The following is a 14,579-nucleotide window of genomic DNA, read 5'->3' as shown; positions in this document are numbered from 1 at the left end:
TCGGATGCGCGCCCCGGCTCCCGCTCAGGGTTCGCTTCCAGCGGAGCCGCTGGCTCCACCTCCTGTGTTCCACCACGCCCGCCAGTCGGCGAGTTTCACGGGGTCGGCGTCGTACCCGTAGGACGCCAGATACGCCGCCTCCCAGCCCGCGCCGTAGTTCCACTCGAGCGACTGGAGGGCCACGGCAAGGTCGAGGTGACGATCGGCGACGGCGAGCGCGCCGAGGTCGACGTGCGCTGCGAACCGGCCCCGAGCATCCAGCAGCGTGTTGGGGGCACACGCGTCGCCGTGGGCGACGACGAGGTCAGCGGCGCGGTCCGGTGTCTGCGTCTGCGGCGCGCGTGCCGAGGTCACGCGCCACGGGCAGTCGTCGACGGGAAGCGCGTCGTGCAGTCGGCGAAGCGACGCGCCGAGCGCGCGCACGGTGGCCCGGGGGTCGGCCCGCCAGCGCTCGGCGACGGCCGTCGTCGCCGCGATGCGCCGGGTGAGGAGCCACTGTCCGTCGTCGTCGGCGCCAGCGTCGAGCACGCGGGGCACGGGGTGCCGGTCGCCGATCCATGCGAGCCGCTCGGCCTCCTCGAGCGGGGTCGGCTCGGCGGGGTGGTCACGGATGACCCGCGCCGGAACATGCTTGAGCACCGCGTCGCCGAGGGCGACGGTCAGCCCGCCCAGCTGGTTGCGCCACAGCGGTTCGGGGTCGCGGCCGGGCCGCAGGCGCGCGGCCAGGCGGCGCACTGTCGGCGGCACGCTGCGGTCGTCGAGCGCGAGTTGGGCACGTAGGTCGGGAGTCGTCACCATCGACCGAGCGTCGTCGACAGCACGCTGAGAGCGGCAGGCCCCGCCGTCGAGGTGCGCAGCACTGTGTCGCCGAGGCGCACCGGGCGCGCGCCCGCGGTCGTGAGCGCGGAGAGCTCGTCGGGCGCGACGCCCCCCTCGGGCCCGACGACGAGCAATACCCGACTGCCCAGCTCGGCCGGCGTGAGCGCGCTCAGCCGGTCCGCTGCGGTGGGCTCAAGCACGAGCACGCTGACGTTCGCTTCCCCGGCCTGCGCGACGAGCTCGCGGGTCGTCGCGACGGGGGCGACGGAGGGCACGCGCGGGCGAATCGCCTGCTTGGAGGCCTCCCGCACGATCGTCTGCCAGCGGGCGCGACCTTTCTCGGCCTTCGGCCCCTTCCAGATCGAGACACTGCGGGCGGCCTGCCACGGCACGATGGCGTCGACACCCAGCTCGGTCGCGGCCTGGACGGCCAACTCGTCGCGGTCGCCCTTCGCGAGCGCCTGCACGAGCGTGAGGCGCGTCGGGGGCTCGGGATGCGCATCCACGCTCTCGAGGACGAGCGCGACGCGATCGGGCGCCGCGTCGACGACGCGGCCGAGCGCGATCGTTCCCACGCCGTCGCCGACGCGCACTGTTTCGCCAGCGCGCAGGCGCGCGACCGTGACGGCGTGACGGGCATCCGGACCGGTCAGCGCCACCTCGTCGCCGGCAGCAGCGCCGGCGAGCGCGAGCGTCTCGTCGAGGTAGAAGTGCGCCACGGCGCCGACGCTACAGGTTCAGGAAGCGGTCGCGCAGCTTCGAGAAGAGCCCCTGCTGGAAGGTGGAGAACTGCGGAGGAACGGGGCGGCGACTCTGCGCGAACTCCTGGATGAGCTTCGTCTCTTTACTGTTGAGCCGCACCGGGGTGACGACCTGAATGCCCAGCTTCAGGTCACCGCGGCCGGAGCCCCGCAGCCGCGTGATGCCGCGCTCTTTCACGGTGATGACCTCCGCGCTCTGCGTGCCAGGGCGGATCTCGATCGACACGTCGCCGTCGAGGGCGGGCAGGGTGACCGTGGTGCCGAGGATCGCATCGGCCATCTGCACCTCGACCGTTGCCATCAGGTCATCACCCTGGCGACTGAAGGTCTCGTGCGTCTTCACCTTGATCTCGAGGTAGAGGTCGCCGTTGGGGCCGCCTGCGGGGCCGACCTCGCCCTGACCGGGTAGCTGAATACGCAGGCCTGTGTCGACACCGGCGGGGATGTCCACCGGGATCGACCGGCGAGCGCGCACGCGGCCCTGGCCGGCGCACGACGGGCACGGGTTCGGGATGACCGTGCCGTAGCCCCGGCAGGAACCGCACGGCGACGAGGTCATCACGTTGCCGAGGAGGCTGCGCACGGTGCGCTGGATCTGCCCGGAGCCGCGGCAGATGTCGCAGGTGACGGGCTCGGTGCCGGGGGCGCAGCACGAGCCGTTGCAGGTCTCGCAGAGGATCGCCGTGTCGACGTCGAGCGTGCGGGTGGTGCCGAAGATGATCTCGTTCAGCTCGACCTCGACGCGCAGGAGGGCATCCTGGCCGCGCTCGCGGCGCGACCGGGGGCCGCGCTGCGACTGACCGCCGCCAAAGAAGGTCTCGAAGATGTCGCCGAACCCGCCAAAGCCGCCGCCCATGCCGCCGGAGCCGCCGAGGTCGTACTGCTGGCGCTGGTTCGGGTCGCTCAGCACGTCGTACGCGTGCGTCACCTGCTTGAAGCGCTCGGCCGCCTCGCTTGACGGGTTCACGTCGGGGTGCAGCTCGCGCGCGAGGCGCCGGTACGCCTTCTTGATGTCGTCGACGCTCGCGTCTCGGGCGACCCCGAGGGTCTCGTAGTGATCTGCCACTTAGCGTTAGTCCTCACCCAGCAGTCGGCTCACGTAGCGCGCAACCGCGCGTACTGCCGCCATGTTGTTCGAATAGTCCATGCGGGTCGGGCCCAGAACGCCCAGCCTCGCTGATTGATCTGCGCCCATGCTGTACGGCGATGTCACGACGGCCGTTTCGTGCAGGGCCTCCGTGTTCTCGCGGCCAATGCGGGCCGCAACCGCTTGGGCGTCGAGTTCCATCTCGCTGAAGAGCTTGAGCAGGGTCACCTGCTCTTCGATCGCCTCCAGCACGGGGTAGACGCTGCCCGCAAAGTCACCCTCCGTACGCACGAGGTTCGCCGCGCCCGCCATCACGAGCCGGTCTTGCCGGTGCGCATCCACGTGACCGACGAGTGCCTCAGCGACGACGCGCACAGCGTCGCGGCGCTCGGGAGCGAACTGGTCGCCCAGCGCGTCGGCGAGTCCGCGCACGTCGGCCAGCGGGCGGCCATCAAGCAGCGCGTTGACCTTGGCGCGCAATTCGCCGACGAACACCTCATCGGCCTCGAGCGGAAGCTCGATGATGCGCTGGTCGACCCGCCCACCGTCGGTGATGAAGACCGTCATGAGCCGCGTCGAGGTCATCGGCACAAACTCGACGTGACGAACGCGGGCATTGCCGAGCGTCGGATACTGCACGAGCGCCACCTGGTTGGTGAGCTGGCTGAGCAAGCGCACGGTGCGGGCAAACACGTCGTCAAGGTCGATCGACTGATCGAGGAACTGCGCGATCGCCTGGCGCTGGCCAGCGCTCAGCGGCCGCAGCTCGGCGAGCTGATCGACGAACAGCCGGTAGCCCTTGTCGGTCGGAACGCGGCCGGAGGAGGTGTGCGGCGCGGCGATCAACTCTTCTTCCTCGAGAAGGGCCATGTCGTTGCGAATCGTCGCCGAACTCACGCCGAACTGGTGGCGTTCAACGAGTGCCTTCGAGCCCACCGGCTCGCGCGACGCGACGTAATCCTGCACGATGGCGCGGAGCACCTGCAGTGCCCGATCCGAAACCATGCGATGCCCCCTTTCCGCGTCGCCTTTGGCACTCGCAACGATTGACTGCCAATTCTATCGCGGCGCGCGGGGCCAAAATCGTTGCCCTCGCGGTGCGGCGCGAGTACGGTCATGCGTGTGTCAGCGCCAACGACGGCGTTTGCGGCTTTCCGATGGCGCCGGCACGGTCATGCTCCACCCTGGGTATCCATAAGCACCGATCGCTCGCTCGAAAGGCAGTTCACCCCATGACTGACACTCCTCCCCCTCCCCCCGCACCGTCGGCCGCACCGGCGCCGCTCAGCGAGGCCGAAGACCGCCAGTGGGCCTCGTTCGCGCACCTCGGCGGCATCATCGGCATCCTGCCGTCGCTCATCATCTACCTGGTCTTCAAGGATCGGGGCAGCTTCACGCGTCAGGAGTCGAAGGAGGCGCTGAACTTCCAGATCACGATGGCGATCGCGCATCTTGCGGTCTTCATCCTGAACTCGATCCTGGGCGTCGTGACGTTCGGCCTGTGGGCGTTCATCGGCTGGATCTTCCCGCTCGCACTCTGGGTGCTGATGCTCATCTGGAGCATCATGGGCTTCCAGAAGGCGAAGGACGGCGTGGCCTACCGCTACCCGTTCGCCCTGCGCCTCATCAAGTAGGCGTCACACAGCACCTCGACGAGGGGCTCGGCCGCCAGGCCGGGCCCCTCTCGCGTTGGAGAGCGTTCGGGGTGTTTACTGGCCTCATGACTGACGCGCCTCCGCCGAGCTCTCCGTACGCCGCCGCGCCGCAAGCCATGCGGCCGGAAGACGAGAAGCTCTGGGCCACCCTGATCCACATCGGTGGGATCTTCTTCGGTTTCCTGCCGTCTCTCATCGGCTACCTCGTACTGAAAGACCGCGGCCCGTTCGTCCGGGATCACACCGCCACGGCGCTGAACTTCCAGCTCACGATGCTCATCGCCGCCATCGTCGGCAGCATCCTGACGCTGGTGCTCATCGGTTTCTTCATCCTGGTCGGGGTGTCGATCGCGATCCTCGTGCTCTCAATCCTCGCCGCCGTCGCGGCGAACCGCGGCCAGGCGTACACCTACCCGCTCACGATCCCGTTCATCAAGAACTAGGCGCGACGCCTACACCGACTCGGGCAACAGCCGCCGCACAACCGCGTCGGCGAGCAGGCGACCGCGTGCCGTGAGCACGAGACGTCCCGCGAGAGCGAGACGAGCATCCACGAGTTCGTCGGCGATGAGGCTGGCGACCGCGGTGCGTCCTGCCCGATCGAGCGCGCTGACCGGAAGACCGAGCGCCGTGCGCGTCTCGAGTAGCACGCGCTCGATCCGGCGCGTCTCAGCGTCGAGCGTTTCGCGACCTGCGGCGGGACTCAGCCCCGCCGCGAGTCGCTGCGCATACGCGGCGGGATGCTTGACGTTCCACCAGCGCACGCCGCCCACGTGGCTGTGCGCGCCGGGGCCGACCCCCCACCAGTCCTCGCCGGTCCAGTATGCGAGGTTGTGCCGCGAGCGATAAGCGTCGTCGCGTGCCCAGTTGCTGACCTCGTACCAGGCGTATCCGGCTGCCGCGAGACGGGCATCCAGGTGCTCGTACATGTCGGCGTGCAGGTCGTCGTCGACCGGGGGCACCTCGCCGCGGGCGATCTGGCGGGCGAGCTTCGTGCCCTCCTCCACGATCAGTGCGTAGGCGCTCAAATGGTCGGGGTCGGTCGCCAGCGCCGCGTCGATGCTGCGGTCGAGATCGGCGAGGCTCTCGCCGGGCGTGCCGAAGATCAGGTCGACGCTCACCTGCAGGCCCGCCGCACGCGCCTCGGCGACCCGCCGCGGCACATTCTCGGGGTCGTGGGTGCGTTCGAGCGTCGCCAGCACGTGCGGCACGGCCGACTGCATGCCGAGGCTCACCCGGGTGAAACCCGCCTCGGCAAGCTCGGCGAGACCGCGCGCATCGATCGAGTCCGGATTCGCCTCGGTCGTCACCTCGGCGGCGTCGGCGAGGCCAAACGCGTCGCGCACGGCGTCGAGCATGCGGGCGAGGTCGCGCGTCGGCAGCAGCGTCGGGGTGCCGCCCCCGAAAAACACGGTGCTGGCGGGGCGGGGTGGCAGCTCGGCGTCGGCGAGCACGCGGGCGGCGAACTCGATCTCGGCGATCGCCTGATCGGCGAAGTCGGCGCGTGAGGTGCCGCGCACCTCGTCGGCGGTGTAGGTGTTGAAGTCGCAGTAGCCACAGCGCACCCGGCAGTACGGCACGTGCAGGTAGACACCGAAGGCGCGATCCTCTGCACCCTCACGGACGGTCGACGGAAGCGCCCCGTCGTCGGGGGCGGGATCGGCGATCGGCAGCGCGCTGGGCATCGGCTCCATTCTCCCCGGTCTGCTGCGGCGCCGCCGCCTGGAAGGATGGAGCCGTGACCACGATTCTCTGGGACGTCGACGGAACCCTGCTCCTCAACTCCTTCACGGGAGGGGGCGAGCTTTATCACACCGCCGTCGAGCGGGCCGTTGGTCGCGAGCTGAGCCCCGCACTGCCGCGCACACACGGCAAGACCGACGGACACATCCTTACCGACATCCTGGAGCACTTCGGCTTCGACCCGGCCGAGTGGCACGAGCGTGCCCGGGAAGCCCTCGACGCGTTGTCGGTCGAGCGCGCGAAGGCGGGCGATCGTCGAGAAATCGCACCGGGCATCCGGGAGGCGCTCGATCAGGCGGATGCCCGCGGCTGGGTGAACGCGTTGCTCACCGGAAACTCCGCCACGCGCTCGCGCGTGAAGCTCGACGGTTCCGGCCTCGGCGCCGACCGCTTCGACTGGAACCGCTCGTTCTTCGGCGCGACCGCCCCCGAGCGCAGCGACATCACGCGGGCGGCGCGCGCGGCACTGCCGGACGAAACGCTCGTCATCATCGGCGACACTCCCCGCGACGATGAGGCGGCGGTGGCGGCGGGCATCCCATTCATCGCGGTCGCCACGGGCGTATTCAGCGTCGAGGAACTGCAGGAGACCGGCGCCGTCCTCGTCGTGCCGACGATCGAGGGACACCTCGATGCGGTGTTCCAGGCGATCGAGGAGCTGTAGGGCTCCTACGCGCCGAGTGCGCCGCCCACCGTCTGCACGAACCAGATCTGGTTCATGCGGTACACCATGACCGCGACCGTCACCGCCACGACACCCAGGATGATGGTGGCCCAGCGGGTGCGATCGATCAGCGCCCACACGACGCCGGCGACCACGAGCAGCAGCGCCACGATCAGGTACAGCCACCACTCGACGATGTCACCCGTCGGATCGTTGCCGACCAGCGGCTGCACGACGCCGACCACGATCTGCGCAATCAGCAGCAGCGCGACCAGAGCGCTACCGAGCACCGTCACATCATCGGGCCGGCGGCCGAGAGCGCCGAACACCAGAGCGATGAGACCCACCAGAGCGGCAACACCGATCTGCACGAAACTGAACCACTCGATCACGGGCGACTCCTGGGCGGTGAACGACGGACGGACGGCGGGCGGGCAGCGGGCTGACGCGGGGCCTGCGCGAGGCTTTGCCTGTGCGGCGGCCCGTTAGGGCTCCTGCGGGAACCCCGTCAGAATACGGCCCCGACCCCGCTCGACGCTGAGCAACGCCACGAGACGGCCCTGCGCGTCGACCGCGGCCACCGGGGAGGCATCAGCGAAGTCCAGGGCGTCGAGCTTCTTGCCGTGCGACAGGTCGCGCGCCTGCTCGGCCGACGTGTGCAGCACGGGAAACAGCCGGGCCGCCCCCTCGGCGGGCGGGGTGAGCAGCGCGACCGCCGACGCGTTCTCGCCGGCGGCGACCAGAGCATCCAGCGTGACCGTCGCGTCGTCGTCGACATCGAACGGGCCGACGCGGGTGCGGCGCAGTGCCGTCAGGTGGCCGCCGACGCCGAGCGCGGCGCCCAGGTCGCGGGCGAGGGCGCGAATGTACGTGCCCGACGAGCAGTCGACGACGGCGTCGACGGTGATCGCCTCGGCGGTGCGGCGAACGTCGAGCACCTCGAAACGCGAGACCGTGACGCGGCGGGACGCGAGCTCGACCTCCTCGCCGGCGCGGACGCGGTCGTAGGCGCGGCGCCCGTCGACCTTGATCGCGCTCACCGAGCTCGGAACCTGGTCAAGCTCACCCGTGAGCGCTGCCACCTCGACGGCGATGCGCTCGTCTGTGGCGGCGGCCAACGCCTCGGGCGGCGCGGGGGCGCCCACGGGCTCACCCTCGGCGTCGTCGGTCGTCGTGCCGACACCCAGGTGGATCGTCGTCGTGTACTGCTTGTCGAGCCCCACCAGGTAGGTGAGCAGGCGCGTCGCCGGCCCCACACCGAGCGTGAGCAGGCCCGTCGCCGCCGGGTCGAGCGTGCCAGCGTGGCCCACCTTGCGGGTGCCGAGCGCGCGCCGGGCGCGGGCGACGACGTCGTGGCTGGTGAGCCCGGCGGGCTTGTCAACGAACAGCAGGCCCGAGATCACGGCATCAACGCTACCGGCTCGACCTAGCATGGGCGGATGCGCGTGACCGTGATCGGAGCCGGAGCCGTCGGCGGAGTGCTCGCCGCGCTGCTCGACCGCGCGGGCCACGACGTGGCCGTGGTCGCGCGCGGCGACCACGCCGCGGCGATCGCCCGTGAGGGCCTCGGGCTCGACGGCGGGTTCGGCGCATGGAGCGCCCGCGTGCCAGTCACCGAGCGCGTCGCCGCCGACACCGGGCTCGTGATCGTCGCCGTCAAAGCGAACGACACGGCGGCGGCGCTGACCGATCATCGAGTGCCCGAGGGATGCCCGGTGCTCGTCGTGCAGAACGGGCTCGGCGGCGAGGCGGTCGCCCGCGCGCTCCTGCCCGCGTCGCCCGTCGCCGTCGGACTCGTGCTGTTCGCCGCCTCCCTCATCGCACCCGGCCGCGTAACCGTCACCGGCGCGGCGCCCATGGTCGTCGGCGGTGACGAAACCGCCGTCGCCGCCTCGCTGGCCGCCCTCGGCCCGGCGCTACCCGAGCCGGTCACGCAGAGCCCCGACATCGTCGGTGCGCAGTGGACGAAGCTCGTCATCAACCAGGTCAACGCACTGCCCGCAATCACCGGGCTGAGCGTGCAAGACACCGTCGCCGACTCCGAGCTGCGCGCGGTGCTCGGGCGCGGGATGGCGGAGACCGCACGCGTCGGCGAGGCCCTCGGGGTTGGCTGGCAGCCGATCGGACCGGTCACGGCTGAGGTGATCCGCCCGCTCGCGCAGCCCGGCGTGGCCGGGCATGATGCCGGCGAGATGCTCGCGCGCCTGCTCGCGCGGGGAATGGGAGACGTGCCGAATCCGGCGTCGATGCTGCAGAGCATCCGGAGGGGTCGTCGCACCGAAGTCGACCAGATCAACGGCGCCGTCGTGGCGGCGGGGGCCGAGGCGGGCATCGCCACCCCCGTGAACGCAGCGCTCATCGCCTTGGTGCGCACCGTCGAAGCGGAGGGCGCACACCTCAGCCGCGCCGACACCCTCGCACGGCTGGCCCCCGCCCTCGCCCTCGCGTCGCGGTCATAGCCGGAGCGGCCCCACCGCCCGCCGCCGCGGCTGTCAACAATTCAGGACAAACGCGCGCGGGCGGTCGACACCAGGGCGCATTCGGGCGCGCTCGAGGCCTTTGTCCTGAGTTGTTGACACGGTCAGCCGCGGAGGGCGGCGACAGCGGCCCAGGCGAGGGCGCCAAAGGCGACACCCCACAGGATGATCGACACGATCTGCCAGACGATGACCTTATGCTTCGACGCGCCGATGCCCACCATGATCGACGAGGTGATCTGGCTGGGCAGGATCCACTGGCCGAGCAGGCTCACGCCGGGCACCCCCCACTTGTCGAAGGCGCGCGTGAAGCGCTGGCGGCGCGGGCTCTGCGGCGTGTCGGCGTTCGTGAGCTTGTCGCGCGCTCCGCTGGTCGCCAGCACGACGACGGCCATGGACACGATGTTGCCGACGATCGCAGCAAGGATGGCCACGATGGGCGTGACGCCCACGACGATGCCGATCGGACCGGCGCCGTAGGACTCGACAAACGGGATCGCTCCCGCGCCCATGACGGCGAGCCACTGCCACACCGGGTCAACGGTTGCGGTGAACTCCTGGATGCTGTCGATCATCGGAATCTCTCCCCCTCGCTATGAGCCGTCAACGCTACCGACGCGGGGTCCGCGCCCCATCCCTCGCGAGGCGGAACCCGCTCCCCCGCGCGACCCATGTGTCAACAACTCAGGACTAACGGTGCGCACGCCGCGCAGACCGTGGCAGAAACGCGCGCGGTGGAGCGATTGTCCTGAGTTGTTGACAACGCCGGTGTGGGCGATTGTCCTGAGTTGTTGACGGGACGGCGGGCTAGAGCATCGACTTGGTGTGCCAGACCGTTTTGGTCTCGGTGAACGCCGTGATGCGCTCGAGCGCCGGGGCGGGCACGCCCGCGACGGGGGCGAGCACGCGCTTGAGCGTCTCGGCGGCCGACAGTTGCAGGTCGACCCACTCGATGTCGCCCGCTCCGGCGAGGTCGAGCGCGTTCACGTCGGCGTGCGCGGCCAGCCACGGCGCCATTTCGGCGGGCGAGCCGGTCAGCACGTTGATGACGCCACCGGGCACATCCGAGGTGGCGAGCACCTCCGCGAGGGTGATGGCCGACAGCGGCGCCTGCTGGTTCGGCACGACGACGACGGTGTTGCCCGACACGATGATCGGCGCGACGACGGCGGCGAGGCCGAGCAGCGAGGTTCCGACGCGCTGTTGCGGCGCGATCGCGGCGACGACACCGGTCGGTTCGGGCACGGACAGGTTGAAGTACGGGCCCGCCACGGGGTTGCCGTTGCCGGCGACCTGCGCGTACTTGTCGGCCCAGCCGGCGTACCAGACCCACACGTCGATGGCGGCGTCGACCTGAGCGCCGGCGGCGGCCTCGGTCACGCCCTCGGTGCGGCTGATCTCGTCGACGAACTGCGCGCGACGCCCCTCGAGCACTTCGGCGATGCGGTAGATCACCTGACCGCGGTTGTACGCGGTGGCTCCTGCCCACCCCTTGACGGCCGAACGCGCGGCCACGACGGCGTCGCGAGCGTCTTTCCGCGAGGCGAGCGCCGCGTTGGCGACGAACTCGCCGGCCGGCGTCGTCACCTCGTAGGTGCGCCCCGACTCGCTGCGCGGAAACTTCCCGCCGATGTAGAGCTTGTACGTCTTCGGCACGGCCAACCGGCTCACTTCGCCACCGCCTTCTTCGTCGTCTTCTTGCGTCCGCCCGAGGCGGCCGTGGTCGCGGATGCTGCGCTCGCCATGATCGCGGCGGGCGCCTCCCAGCCGGCCGACTCGAGGTAGGCGGCCAGGCCCTGGCGGCCGCCCTCGCGGCCGTAGCCCGACTCTTTGTAGCCGCCGAACGGCGACGCGGGGTCGAACTTGTTGAACGTGTTGGCCCAGACGACGCCGGCGCGCAGGCGGTCGGCGACGGCGAGCATGCGCGAGGCCTTCTCGGTCCAGATGCCGGCCGACAGGCCGTACGGTGTGTTGTTGGCCTTCGCGATCGCCTCGTCGGGCGTGCGGAAGGTCAGCACCGACAGCACGGGCCCGAAGATCTCTTCACGGGCGATCGTGTGCGCCGCGGACACGCGGGTGAAGATCGTCGGCCGGAACCAGAAGCCCTTGTCGGGCACGGTGCAGTCGAGCTGCCAGCGCTCGGCACCCTCGTTCTCTCCGGTGTCGCTGAGCGTGCGGATGCGCTCGAGCTGCGCGGCCGAGTTGATCGCTCCGATGTCGGTGTTCTTGTCGAGGGGGTCGCCGAGGCGCAGGGTCGACAGGCGGTACTTCAGCTTGTCGACGACCTCGTCGTGCACGTTCTCTTGCACGAGCAGGCGGCTGCCGGCGCAGCAGACGTGACCCTGGTTGAAGAAGATGCCGTTGACGATGCCCTCGACGGCCTGGTCGATCGCCGCGTCGTCGAAGACGATGTTGGCCGCCTTGCCGCCCAGCTCGAGGGTGAGCTTCTTGGACGTACCCGCGACCTGGCGCGCGATCATGCGGCCCACGCCGGTCGAGCCGGTGAAGGCGACCTTGTTGACGTCGTCGTGGGTGACGAGCGCCTGACCGGTGGCGCCGGGGCCGGTGACGATGTTGACGACACCGGCGGGCAGCTCGGCCTGCTGCAGGATCTCGGCGAACAGCATCGCGGTCAGCGACGTGGTCTCGGCCGGCTTGATGACGACCGTGTTGCCGGCGGCGAGGGCCGGCGCGATCTTCCACGCGAGCATCAGCAGCGGGAAGTTCCACGGAATCACCTGCGCGGCGACCCCGAGCGAGCGCGGGTTCGGCCCGAGGCCGGCGTACTCGAGCTTGTCGGCCCAGCCGGCGTAGTAGAAGAACCAGGCCGCGACGAGCGGCACGTCGACGTCACGGGTCTCGCGAATCGGCTTGCCGTTGTCGAGGCTCTCGGCCACGGCCAGCTCGCGCGAGCGCTCCTGCACGAGGCGCGCGATGCGGAACAGGTACTTGCCGCGGTCGCTGCCCGACATGCGCGACCACACGCGGTCGTAGGCCCGGCGGGCCGCGGCCACGGCGCGGTCGACGTCGGAGGCGTCGGCCTGCGCGATGCGAGCGATGACCTCTTCGGTGGCGGGCGAGATCGTGTCGAAGACCTCACCCGAGCCGTCGACGAACTCGCCGTCGATGAAGAGTCCGTACTCGCTCTTGAGGTTCAGGATGCTCGTGGATTCGGGAGCAGGGGCGTACTCGAGGAAGCTCATGGGTTAGTCCACCGTCACGTAGTCGGGGCCACTGTAGTGACCGGTTCGCAGTTTCTGGCGCTGCAGCAGCACGTCGTTGACGAGGCTCGAGGCCCCGAATCGCCACAGGTGCGGCGTCAGCCACTCTTCGCCGACCGTCTCGGCGACGGTCACGAGGTAGCGCACGGCATCTTTCGACGATCGGATGCCGCCGGCCGGCTTCATTCCGACCTTTTCGCCGGTGAGACGGTGCCAGTCGCGGATGACCTCCAGCATGAGCAGCGTGACGGGCAGGGTCGCCGCGGGGCTCACCTTTCCGGTGGAGGTCTTGATGAAGTCGGCACCGGCGAGGATCGCGAGCCACGAGGCGCGCTTGACGTTGTCGTACGTCACGAGCTCGCCCGTTTCGAGGATCACCTTGAGGTGCGCGTAGGTGCCGTCGGGGCGACGGCAGGCCTCCTTAACGGCGACAATCTGGTCGAAGACGAGACCGTAGCGTCCCGAGAGGAAGGCGCCGCGGTCGATGACCATGTCGATCTCGTCGGCCCCGGCGGCGACCGCCTCGCGAGTGTCGGCGAGCTTGATGTCGAGGCTGGCACGACCGGAGGGGAAGGCGGTGGCGACGGCCGCGACCGAGACGAGGCCCGCATCCGGGTCGCCGTGCAGCGAGCCGAGCGCCTCGACGGCGTACGGAACCATGTCGCCGTAGACGCAAACGGCGGCGACGCGCGGCGTCGTCGGGTCGGTGGCGTCGGGGGTGACGGCCTTCGCGACGAGGGAGCGCACCTTGCCGGGAGTGTCGGCGCCCTCGAGGGTCGTCAGGTCGCACGTGCGGATGATCGTGTCGAGCGCCCAGGCCTTCGACGAGGTCTTGATCGAGCGGGTCGCGAGGCCCGCGGCACGCTGCTCGAGGCCGACGGCGTCAACACCGGCGAGTCCGTCGAGGTGCAGCGCCAGCGCCTTCTCGGTGAGGTCGCCGCCGAGCAGCCGTACGGCGCGCTCAGCGGGCGCCAGGGCGACCGGGTGGTCGATGGTCATGGGGTGTCCTCTCGCGCTGCGGTGGAGTCGTGGTCGGTGTCGGTATCGCGGTCGCGGCCGAGCAAGAATCGGGCCGTGTGCTCGTCGGTGACGAGCACCGAGCAGAGCCCGTGCGTGACGATCGCCCGGGCCACGGGATGCTTCGTCTCGCCTCCGACGGCGAGGATGCTCGTCGTCGCCGCGCGCAGTTCGTCGAGGCCGAGGCCAAGCGTGCGGGCGTCGAGTTCGGGGTCGGCGATCTCGCCGTCGGCGGTGATGTACCGGCCGAGCACGTCGCCCACGGCGCCGAGCTCGACAAGGCGGTCAATGTCGTCGGCGGTCAGGTAGCCACTGTCGACGTGCACCGAGCTGGTGTCGGCGGGGCCTGCCGAGTACAGGTAGGCGTTCGCGGTCCGCGCGAGCTGGATGACGCCGCCGACGGTGCGGTCGCCCTCGATGGCGCGCTTGGTCTCGAGACGCTCCAGGATCGCCGGGGTCGGCAAGAGGGTCGCCTGACCCCCGGCCTTCTGCGCGATCATGGTCGCGGTCGCGGCGGCCGTGCCGGGTCGCTTCGACAGACTCACTCCCCCGTTGAGCTGCACGACGTTGACACCGGTCGACCATCCGACGGGCAGCGCCTCGGCGACCTGGTGCAGGGTGCGGCCCCAGCTGAGGCCGAGCAGGCGCGGGATCGGGCGCATGCTGACGAGGTAGTCGGCGGTCGCCTCGGCGACGCGCGACTGCAGCTCGACGTCGTCGAGCGGCGCGGGCACGACAACCGCGTCTTTCAGCCCGAACTGCGAGGCGAGGTCGCGCTCGAGTCCGAGCCGGCGGGCGCGCGGGTGCACGATTTCGATGCGGATGATGCCGCGCTCACGCGCCTGGGCGAGCAAGCGCCCGACCTTCCAGCGGGTGATGCGCAAGATCGCGCCGATCTCGTCCTGGGTCTTGTTCTCTTCGTAGTAGAGCTCGGCCGCACGCACGGCGAGCAGTTCGCTGTCGCTGGTGTCGAGCGGCACGATCCCTCCGGGGCGGTGATGCGCGGCGTGGCGGCGCGGGCTGCATGGTGGCTGGGGCGAGCGCCCCTGGTTCTCCACGCTACGGCGCGCCCCGCGCATCCACCAACATTTGTTGCGTGTCTGCTCAGATGAGCAGAGTGGTGCGAATCGGTAGG

16 protein-coding genes are annotated in these 14,579 nt (G+C 70.3%); 4 read left to right on the top strand and 12 right to left on the bottom strand.

Annotation, left to right across the window (positions count from 1 at the left end; translation table 11 throughout):
• Positions 1 to 24: 24 nt before the first annotated feature.
• Genes ACK4SC_RS00345 through hrcA form a run of 4 tightly spaced genes read right to left on the bottom strand, consistent with a single transcriptional unit; the run spans position 25 to position 3,672 of the window.
• Entirely contained in the window at positions 25 to 798 is a 774-nt protein-coding gene (locus tag ACK4SC_RS00345) for a phosphotransferase (RefSeq protein ID WP_409613675.1), read from the bottom strand.
• Complete coding sequence (locus ACK4SC_RS00340; protein WP_409613672.1) at positions 792 to 1,538, bottom strand: 16S rRNA (uracil(1498)-N(3))-methyltransferase; 747 nt, start codon at positions 1,536 to 1,538, stop codon at positions 792 to 794. Before ACK4SC_RS00340 ends, ACK4SC_RS00345 begins: the two co-directional genes overlap by 7 nt.
• A gap of 10 nt (positions 1,539 to 1,548) precedes the next feature.
• Positions 1,549 to 2,646, bottom strand: coding sequence for a molecular chaperone DnaJ (dnaJ, locus tag ACK4SC_RS00335; protein ID WP_409613669.1), 1,098 nt, complete (start codon positions 2,644 to 2,646; stop codon positions 1,549 to 1,551).
• A 6-nt stretch (positions 2,647 to 2,652) separates the two neighbouring features.
• Positions 2,653 to 3,672, bottom strand: a complete 1,020-nt coding sequence (gene hrcA / locus ACK4SC_RS00330) for a heat-inducible transcriptional repressor HrcA (protein ID WP_409613666.1) — start codon at positions 3,670 to 3,672, stop codon at positions 2,653 to 2,655.
• Positions 3,673 to 3,899: 227 nt separating this feature from the next.
• Here hrcA and ACK4SC_RS00325 point away from each other — a divergent pair, with 227 nt between their 5' ends.
• Both ACK4SC_RS00325 and ACK4SC_RS00320 read left to right on the top strand, forming a co-directional pair.
• Positions 3,900 to 4,301, top strand: a complete 402-nt coding sequence (locus ACK4SC_RS00325; protein ID WP_409613662.1) for a DUF4870 domain-containing protein — start codon at positions 3,900 to 3,902, stop codon at positions 4,299 to 4,301.
• 86 nt (positions 4,302 to 4,387) lie between these two features.
• Positions 4,388 to 4,765 carry a DUF4870 domain-containing protein gene (locus ACK4SC_RS00320; RefSeq protein ID WP_409613659.1) on the top strand — a complete coding sequence of 126 codons (378 nt, stop codon included), beginning with the start codon at positions 4,388 to 4,390 and terminating at the stop codon, positions 4,763 to 4,765.
• A 9-nt stretch (positions 4,766 to 4,774) separates the two neighbouring features.
• Here ACK4SC_RS00320 and hemW read toward each other — a convergent pair whose 3' ends face one another.
• A complete protein-coding gene (gene hemW / locus ACK4SC_RS00315; RefSeq protein WP_409613656.1) occupies positions 4,775 to 6,007 on the bottom strand; it encodes a radical SAM family heme chaperone HemW in 1,233 nt (410 codons plus the stop codon).
• Between the two features lie 53 nt (positions 6,008 to 6,060).
• Between hemW and ACK4SC_RS00310 the strand changes: the two genes are divergently transcribed.
• The gene (locus ACK4SC_RS00310) at positions 6,061 to 6,729 is read left to right on the top strand and encodes an HAD family hydrolase (protein ID WP_409613653.1); all 669 of its coding nucleotides are present in this window, start codon (positions 6,061 to 6,063) and stop codon (positions 6,727 to 6,729) included.
• Positions 6,730 to 6,734: 5 nt separating this feature from the next.
• Here the strand turns inward: ACK4SC_RS00310 and ACK4SC_RS00305 are convergent, their stop codons facing one another.
• Positions 6,735 to 7,121, bottom strand: a complete 387-nt coding sequence (locus ACK4SC_RS00305) for a hypothetical protein (RefSeq protein WP_409613650.1) — start codon at positions 7,119 to 7,121, stop codon at positions 6,735 to 6,737.
• Between the two features lie 93 nt (positions 7,122 to 7,214).
• Complete coding sequence (gene truB, locus ACK4SC_RS00300; RefSeq protein WP_409613647.1) at positions 7,215 to 8,162, bottom strand: tRNA pseudouridine(55) synthase TruB; 948 nt, start codon at positions 8,160 to 8,162, stop codon at positions 7,215 to 7,217.
• A 6-nt stretch (positions 8,163 to 8,168) separates the two neighbouring features.
• Between truB and ACK4SC_RS00295 the strand changes: the two genes are divergently transcribed.
• A complete protein-coding gene (locus ACK4SC_RS00295; RefSeq protein ID WP_409613644.1) occupies positions 8,169 to 9,188 on the top strand; it encodes a ketopantoate reductase family protein in 1,020 nt (339 codons plus the stop codon).
• 122 nt (positions 9,189 to 9,310) lie between these two features.
• Here the strand turns inward: ACK4SC_RS00295 and ACK4SC_RS00290 are convergent, their stop codons facing one another.
• The 5 genes from ACK4SC_RS00290 to ACK4SC_RS00270 all read right to left on the bottom strand — a co-directional run bounded on the left by ACK4SC_RS00290 (position 9,311) and on the right by ACK4SC_RS00270 (position 14,424).
• Positions 9,311 to 9,781, bottom strand: a complete 471-nt coding sequence (locus ACK4SC_RS00290; RefSeq protein ID WP_409613642.1) for a hypothetical protein — start codon at positions 9,779 to 9,781, stop codon at positions 9,311 to 9,313.
• A gap of 232 nt (positions 9,782 to 10,013) precedes the next feature.
• Positions 10,014 to 10,877 (bottom strand): aldehyde dehydrogenase family protein, encoded by an 864-nt coding sequence (locus ACK4SC_RS00285; RefSeq protein WP_409613639.1) that lies wholly within the window; start codon positions 10,875 to 10,877, stop codon positions 10,014 to 10,016.
• Complete coding sequence (locus ACK4SC_RS00280) at positions 10,874 to 12,409, bottom strand: aldehyde dehydrogenase family protein (RefSeq protein ID WP_409613636.1); 1,536 nt, start codon at positions 12,407 to 12,409, stop codon at positions 10,874 to 10,876. Before ACK4SC_RS00280 ends, ACK4SC_RS00285 begins: the two co-directional genes overlap by 4 nt.
• Positions 12,410 to 12,412: 3 nt before the next feature.
• Complete coding sequence (deoC, locus tag ACK4SC_RS00275; protein ID WP_409613633.1) at positions 12,413 to 13,426, bottom strand: deoxyribose-phosphate aldolase; 1,014 nt, start codon at positions 13,424 to 13,426, stop codon at positions 12,413 to 12,415.
• Complete coding sequence (locus tag ACK4SC_RS00270) at positions 13,423 to 14,424, bottom strand: sugar-binding transcriptional regulator (RefSeq protein WP_409613630.1); 1,002 nt, start codon at positions 14,422 to 14,424, stop codon at positions 13,423 to 13,425. The genes deoC and ACK4SC_RS00270 overlap by 4 nt, the downstream gene beginning before the upstream one ends.
• Between the last annotated feature and the right edge of the window lie 155 nt (positions 14,425 to 14,579).

The sequence above is a fragment of the Microcella sp. genome, from assembly GCF_046293215.1.
Classification (GTDB): domain Bacteria; phylum Actinomycetota; class Actinomycetes; order Actinomycetales; family Microbacteriaceae; genus Microcella.
The sequence above is the reverse complement of the archived record's forward strand: the minus strand, read 5'-3'. Positions and strand labels throughout refer to the sequence as shown.

Excerpts from the sequence above, each read along its gene's own strand:
- ACK4SC_RS00345 (WP_409613675.1), bottom strand. The coding sequence starts at position 798 with ATGGTGACGACTCCCGACCTACGTGCCCAACTCGCGCTCGACGACCGC.
- hrcA (WP_409613666.1), bottom strand. The coding sequence starts at position 3,672 with ATGGTTTCGGATCGGGCACTGCAGGTGCTCCGCGCCATCGTGCAGGAT.
- ACK4SC_RS00325 (WP_409613662.1), top strand. The coding sequence starts at position 3,900 with ATGACTGACACTCCTCCCCCTCCCCCCGCACCGTCGGCCGCACCGGCG.
- ACK4SC_RS00320 (WP_409613659.1), top strand. The coding sequence starts at position 4,388 with ATGACTGACGCGCCTCCGCCGAGCTCTCCGTACGCCGCCGCGCCGCAA.
- hemW (WP_409613656.1), bottom strand. The coding sequence starts at position 6,007 with ATGCCCAGCGCGCTGCCGATCGCCGATCCCGCCCCCGACGACGGGGCG.
- truB (WP_409613647.1), bottom strand. The coding sequence starts at position 8,162 with ATGCTAGGTCGAGCCGGTAGCGTTGATGCCGTGATCTCGGGCCTGCTG.
- ACK4SC_RS00295 (WP_409613644.1), top strand. The coding sequence starts at position 8,169 with ATGCGCGTGACCGTGATCGGAGCCGGAGCCGTCGGCGGAGTGCTCGCC.
- ACK4SC_RS00290 (WP_409613642.1), bottom strand. The coding sequence starts at position 9,781 with ATGATCGACAGCATCCAGGAGTTCACCGCAACCGTTGACCCGGTGTGG.
- ACK4SC_RS00280 (WP_409613636.1), bottom strand. The coding sequence starts at position 12,409 with ATGAGCTTCCTCGAGTACGCCCCTGCTCCCGAATCCACGAGCATCCTG.
- deoC (WP_409613633.1), bottom strand. The coding sequence starts at position 13,426 with ATGACCATCGACCACCCGGTCGCCCTGGCGCCCGCTGAGCGCGCCGTA.